Origin of the sequence: Acidovorax sp. (assembly GCF_016783915.1) — a bacterium.
GTDB lineage: Bacteria > Pseudomonadota > Gammaproteobacteria > Burkholderiales > Burkholderiaceae_C > Acidovorax.
The window spans coordinates 1-5,076 of sequence record NZ_JADHVT010000237.1; the positions used below are offsets into that span (position 1 = coordinate 1).

At 66.3% G+C, this 5,076-nt stretch carries 5 protein-coding genes and 1 pseudogene; all 6 read left to right on the forward strand.

The features are described from left to right. Positions 1 to 253, forward strand: a pseudogene (locus ISS20_RS23570) (carbohydrate ABC transporter permease); the annotation flags it as partial. A 49-nt stretch (positions 254 to 302) separates the two neighbouring features. Next, a complete protein-coding gene (locus tag ISS20_RS23575) occupies positions 303 to 1,346 on the forward strand; it encodes an ABC transporter ATP-binding protein (protein WP_291440079.1) in 1,044 nt (347 codons plus the stop codon). 17 nt (positions 1,347 to 1,363) lie between these two features. After that, positions 1,364 to 2,098, forward strand: coding sequence for an SDR family oxidoreductase (locus tag ISS20_RS23580; protein ID WP_291440081.1), 735 nt, complete (start codon positions 1,364 to 1,366; stop codon positions 2,096 to 2,098). Positions 2,099 to 2,117: 19 nt separating this feature from the next. Further along, positions 2,118 to 3,521, forward strand: a complete 1,404-nt coding sequence (gene dalD, locus ISS20_RS23585) for a D-arabinitol 4-dehydrogenase (protein WP_291440082.1) — start codon at positions 2,118 to 2,120, stop codon at positions 3,519 to 3,521. A gap of 30 nt (positions 3,522 to 3,551) precedes the next feature. Continuing rightward, entirely contained in the window at positions 3,552 to 4,487 is a 936-nt protein-coding gene (locus tag ISS20_RS23590) for an AraC family transcriptional regulator (RefSeq protein ID WP_291440085.1), read from the forward strand. A gap of 123 nt (positions 4,488 to 4,610) precedes the next feature. Next, on the forward strand, positions 4,611 to 5,076 hold a 466-nt coding region (locus ISS20_RS23595; protein WP_291440087.1), incomplete at its 3' end, for an FGGY family carbohydrate kinase.

A 5,076-nucleotide genomic window follows, 5' to 3' on the forward strand; every position in this document is an offset into this window, starting at 1 on the left:
CATGGGCGGCCTCGCGTCCACCGGCCTGTTGTGCCTGGTGCTGTCATGGACCGAGGCCTTCTGGAGCCTGAACCTCAGCGCCGCCAAGGCCGGCACGCTGGCCACCCTGATCGCGTCGTACTCCAGCCCTGAGGGCCTGTTCTGGGCCAAGTTGTCCGCAGCCTCGCTGATGGCCATTGCGCCCATCGTGGTCTTTGGCTGGTTCAGCCAGAAGCAGCTGGTGCAAGGCCTGACCTTCGGCGCCGTGAAGTAACGCGCAGCTTTCCTATCCAACGCAATCAAGTTTTCAGGAACCCGATTCCATGGCCTACCTTCAACTGCGCGGCATCGAGAAATTCTTTGGTGAACACCGCGCCATCAAGGGCATCGACCTCACCATCCAGCAAGGCGAGTTCATCGTCTTCGTCGGCCCCTCGGGCTGCGGCAAGTCCACGCTGTTGCGGCTGATCGCGGGGCTCGAAAACATCGACGGTGGCACCCTGATGCTGGACGGCCGCGACATCACCGACCAGCCGTCGAGCAAGCGCGACCTGGCCATGGTGTTCCAGAGCTACGCGCTGTACCCGCACATGAGCGTGTACGAGAACATGAGCTTCGCGCTCAAGCTCGCCAAGGTGGACAAGCAGGTGATCGACGAGAAGGTGCAGAACGCCGCACGCATCCTCAACCTCACGCAGTACCTGCAGCGCACGCCCAAGGAGCTGTCGGGTGGGCAGCGCCAGCGCGTGGCCATCGGCCGCGCCATCGTGCGCGCGCCCAAGGTGTTCCTGTTTGACGAGCCACTGTCCAACCTTGACGCGGCGCTGCGCGGCCAGACCCGTGTGGAGATCGCCAAGCTGCACCGCGACCTCGGCGCCACCACCATCTACGTCACGCACGATCAGGTCGAGGCCATGACACTGGCCGACCGCGTGGTGGTGCTGCGCGATGGCGTCATCGAGCAGGTGGGCACGCCGCTGGAGCTGTACGACAAGCCCGCCAACCAGTTCGTGGCCCAGTTCATCGGCACGCCGCAGATGAATGTGGTGCCCCTGCCGCAGCTGCCATCGCCTGTACAACAGCAGGCACCCGCCGGGGCGGAGGGCGGTGCCATCGGCCTGCGCCCCGAGAACATCACGGTGCGCAACACCGGCGCGACGCCGGTGCCGGGCCAGGTGGACCTGGTGGAAGCATTGGGCGCAGAGACGCTGATCTACGTGAGCACGCCCAGCGGCGCGCAGTTTGTGGCGCGCCAGAACGACCGCACAGGCCTGCGCGCCGGCGATGCGGTGAGCCTGGACATCGACGCGTCGCACGCCCATTGGTTCGACCCGAACGGCCGCGTGGTGGCCCGCCAGACCGCATGACCGCCATGACTGCTTCCATGCCCCCCGGACGAGAACTTCAAGGCAAGGTGGCGGCCGTTACCGGCGCCGCATCGGGCATCGGGTTTGCCAGTGCAAAGGCCATGGCCGACGCTGGAGCGCACGTGGTACTTATCGACAGCGATGAAAAAGCGCTGGACAAGGCTTGCGCCGCCATCGGCGCCCAAGCGTCGCCGCTGGTGCTGGATTTGCTGGACACAAAGCAGTGTGCGAGCCTGCTTGCGCGCACGCTGGCCATTGCGGGACAACTCGACATCTTTCACGCCAATGCTGGGTTGTATGTGGGCGGCGACCTGGTGGATGCCGACCCCGACGCCATAGACCGCATGCTCAACCTGAACGTCAACGTGGTGATGAAGAACGTGCACAACGTGCTGCCCCACATGATCGAGCGCGGCACGGGCGACATCATCGTCACCAGCTCGCTGGCCGCGCATTTCCCCACGCCGTGGGAGCCCGTCTACGCCTCGTCCAAGTGGGCCGTCAACTGCTTCGTGCAGACCGTGCGCCGCCAGGTGTTCAAGCACGGCATTCGTGTGGGCTCCATCTCGCCCGGGCCCGTCATTACCTCGCTGCTGGCCGACTGGCCCGCGGAAAAGCTGGCCGAGGCCAAGGCCAGCGGCAGCCTCATCGAGGCGTCCGAAGTGGCCGACGTGGTGCTCTTCATGCTCACCCGCCCGCGCGGCATGACCATCCGCGATGTCGTGATGATGCCCACGAACTTTGATCTCTAGAAACCCGTAGTCACGCACCATGAATTTCATCCTGCACCTGGGCCTGGGCTCGTTCCACCGCGCCCACCAGGCCGTTTACGTTCACGCATCACGCCAGCAGGGCGACGCTGGCTGGGCCATCGCAGGCGGCAACCTGCGCCCGGACATGGCCGACACCATCGCGGCGCTGCAAGCGCAGGATGGACGCTACACGCTCGAAACCGTCACCCCCCAAGGCGAGCGCAACTACGCCGTCATCGAGTCGATCCAGCGGGTGATCCCCTACCAGGACGACTTGGCCCCGCTGATTGCCATGGGTGCCGACCCCGCCACCCGCATCATCAGCTTCACGGTGACCGAGGCGGGCTACTACCTGGATGCCCAGAACCAGCTCGACTGGCCCACGTTTGCCGACCTGCGCGCCGACATGGCGGCCGTGAAGGCGGGCCAGGCAGGTCACACCATCTATGGCGGCCTGGTCAGCATCCTGCGCGCGCGCAGGGCAGCCGGTGCGGGCGCTGTGACGCTGATGAACTGCGACAACCTGCGCCACAACGGCGAGCGCTCGCGCAGCGGGCTGCTGCAGTTCATCGACGCGCTGGGCGATGCGCCGTTGAAAGCCTGGGTGCAGAAAAACACCACGAGTCCCAACGCCATGGTGGACCGTATCACGCCGCGCCCCACGCCCGATGTGGCTGAGCGCGTGAAGGCCGCGACCGGCTGGGACGACAAGGCGGCACTCATGGGTGAAAGCTTCATCCAGTGGGTCATCGAAGACGACTTCATCGCCGGGCGGCCCGCGTGGGAGACTGTGGGCGTGGAGATGGTGCAGTCGGTGCAGGCGCACGAAGAGGCCAAGATCCGCCTGCTCAACGCCACCCACAGCTGCATCGCCTGGGCGGGCACGCTGGCGGGCTACCAGTACATCCACGAAGGCACACACGACGCGGCCATTCGCCAGATGGCCTACGACTACGTCACCGACGACGCGATCCCGGTGCTCCACACCCCAGAGCAGCCATGCCCCATCAACCTGGAGCAGTACCGCGACGTGGTGCTGGACCGCTTCGGCAACCCTGCCATCGCCGACACCAACCAGCGCGTGGCCATGGATGCGTTCTCCAAGATCCCCGGCATGATTGCGCCCACCATCCGCGACCGACTGGCGCGCAACGCGTCGTTCGACAGCGTGGCCATGCTGCCCGCGCTGTTCCTGGCCTACCTGCAGCGCTGGCACGCGGGGCAGATCCCCTACACCTACCAGGACCAGGCCATGGACCCCGCCGTGGCCCATGCCATCTGCGATGCCGCTGACCCCGTGGCGGCCTTTGCGGCCGACACGACCCTGTGGGGCGAGATGGCCAGCCGCCCCGAGCTGGTAGACACCCTGCGCAAAGCCTATGCCCGCGTGCTGGCCTTTGTGGCGCAGCGGACAGGCGCCTGATGCTGGTGTAACTTCGGCCCACCCACTGCCATGACCGTGAAAACGCCCACCGCCCCGCGCCAGACTAAGCCCGAGCTCGAGCACGACTATGTGCGCTCGCCCGCGCTGGGCTACGAGCCGCCCGAGACGGCGGGGTTCATCCGCTGTCTGTCGCATGGTTTTCCCACGCCGCTGGCGCGCTGGCACTACCACGACGAGTACGAGCTGCACCTGATCACCGCCACCTCGGGCAAGGTGTTTGTGGGCGACTGGATCGGGCAGTTCCAGCCCGGCCAGCTGGTGCTGACCGGCCCGCGCCTGCCGCACAACTGGATCAGCATGGACTTGCCCGAAGGCGGCGTGCCGCTGCGCGACTTGGTGATCCAGTTCTCGCACGCGCCGCTGGTCGCCAGCAGCGAGAGCATCCCTGAGCTGCGCGAGGTGCTGCCCCTGCTGGAGCGTGCGCGCCACGGCATCGAGTTCTTCGGCATGGAGGCGCAGGCGCAAGAGCACTGGCACCGCATCAAGGCGCGCCAGGGCCTGGCACGGTTTGGCGCGTTCTGTGAGTTCTTGAGCGACCTGGCCCGCTGCACCGACTTTCGCTTGCTGTCTAGCACGCAGCTGCAAAGCGAGGACAACGACACCCAGCTCGACCAGATCAACGCCATCGTGAGCCGCATCACCGACCATCTGGCCGACCCGCTGTCGGCGGCCGACCTGGCGCAGGAGCTGGGCATGACGGAGAGCCGCTTCTCACGCTTCTTCCGCCGCGCCACGGGCAATACCTTCACCGACTTTGTGAATCTGGTGCGCGTGAACCGCGCGTGCCAGCTGCTGATGGAGACCGAGCGCTACATCACCCACATTGCGTATGACGTGGGCTTCAACAACATGGCCAACTTCAACCGCCGCTTTCTGGACATCAAGGGCATGACGCCCAGCGAGTACCGCAAGCAGGGCGCGGGAAGGTTTGGAAAGACTTCCTGATCCCCGGCCGGATCTGCACCCTGAGAGGGAGGCCCTTGTTGCGTGACCCCTGCACGCAGCCCGCCAAAGGCAAAGGCCGGGCCATGGCTTTCACTGTGAATCACTGACATCTGTCCATCACCCATGTACCTCGGAATTGATTTAGGCACCTCGGGTGTCAAGCTCCTGCTGCTGGACGATGCGCACACTGTGGTCGCTACGGCAGATGCCGCCGTGCCCCAGCTGCGCCCCCAGCCCACCTGGAGCGAGCAGCACCCCGCCGACTGGTGGGCCGCTGTGGAGACCTCCGTGGCGCAGTTGCGCGCGCAGGCTCCCGCAGCGTGGGCGCAGGTGCGGGGCATCGGCCTCTCGGGCCACATGCATGGCGCGGTGGTACTGGACGCGCAGGGCCAGGTGCTGCGCCCGGCCATCTTGTGGAACGACGGCCGCGCCAGCGCCGAATGTGCGCAGCTGGAATCGGCTGTGCCCACCTCGCGCCAGATCACCGGCAATCTCGCCATGCCCGGCTTCACCGCGCCCAAGCTGCTGTGGCTGCGCACGCACGAGCCCGCCGTGTTTGACCAGATCCGCACCGTGCTGCTGCCCAAGG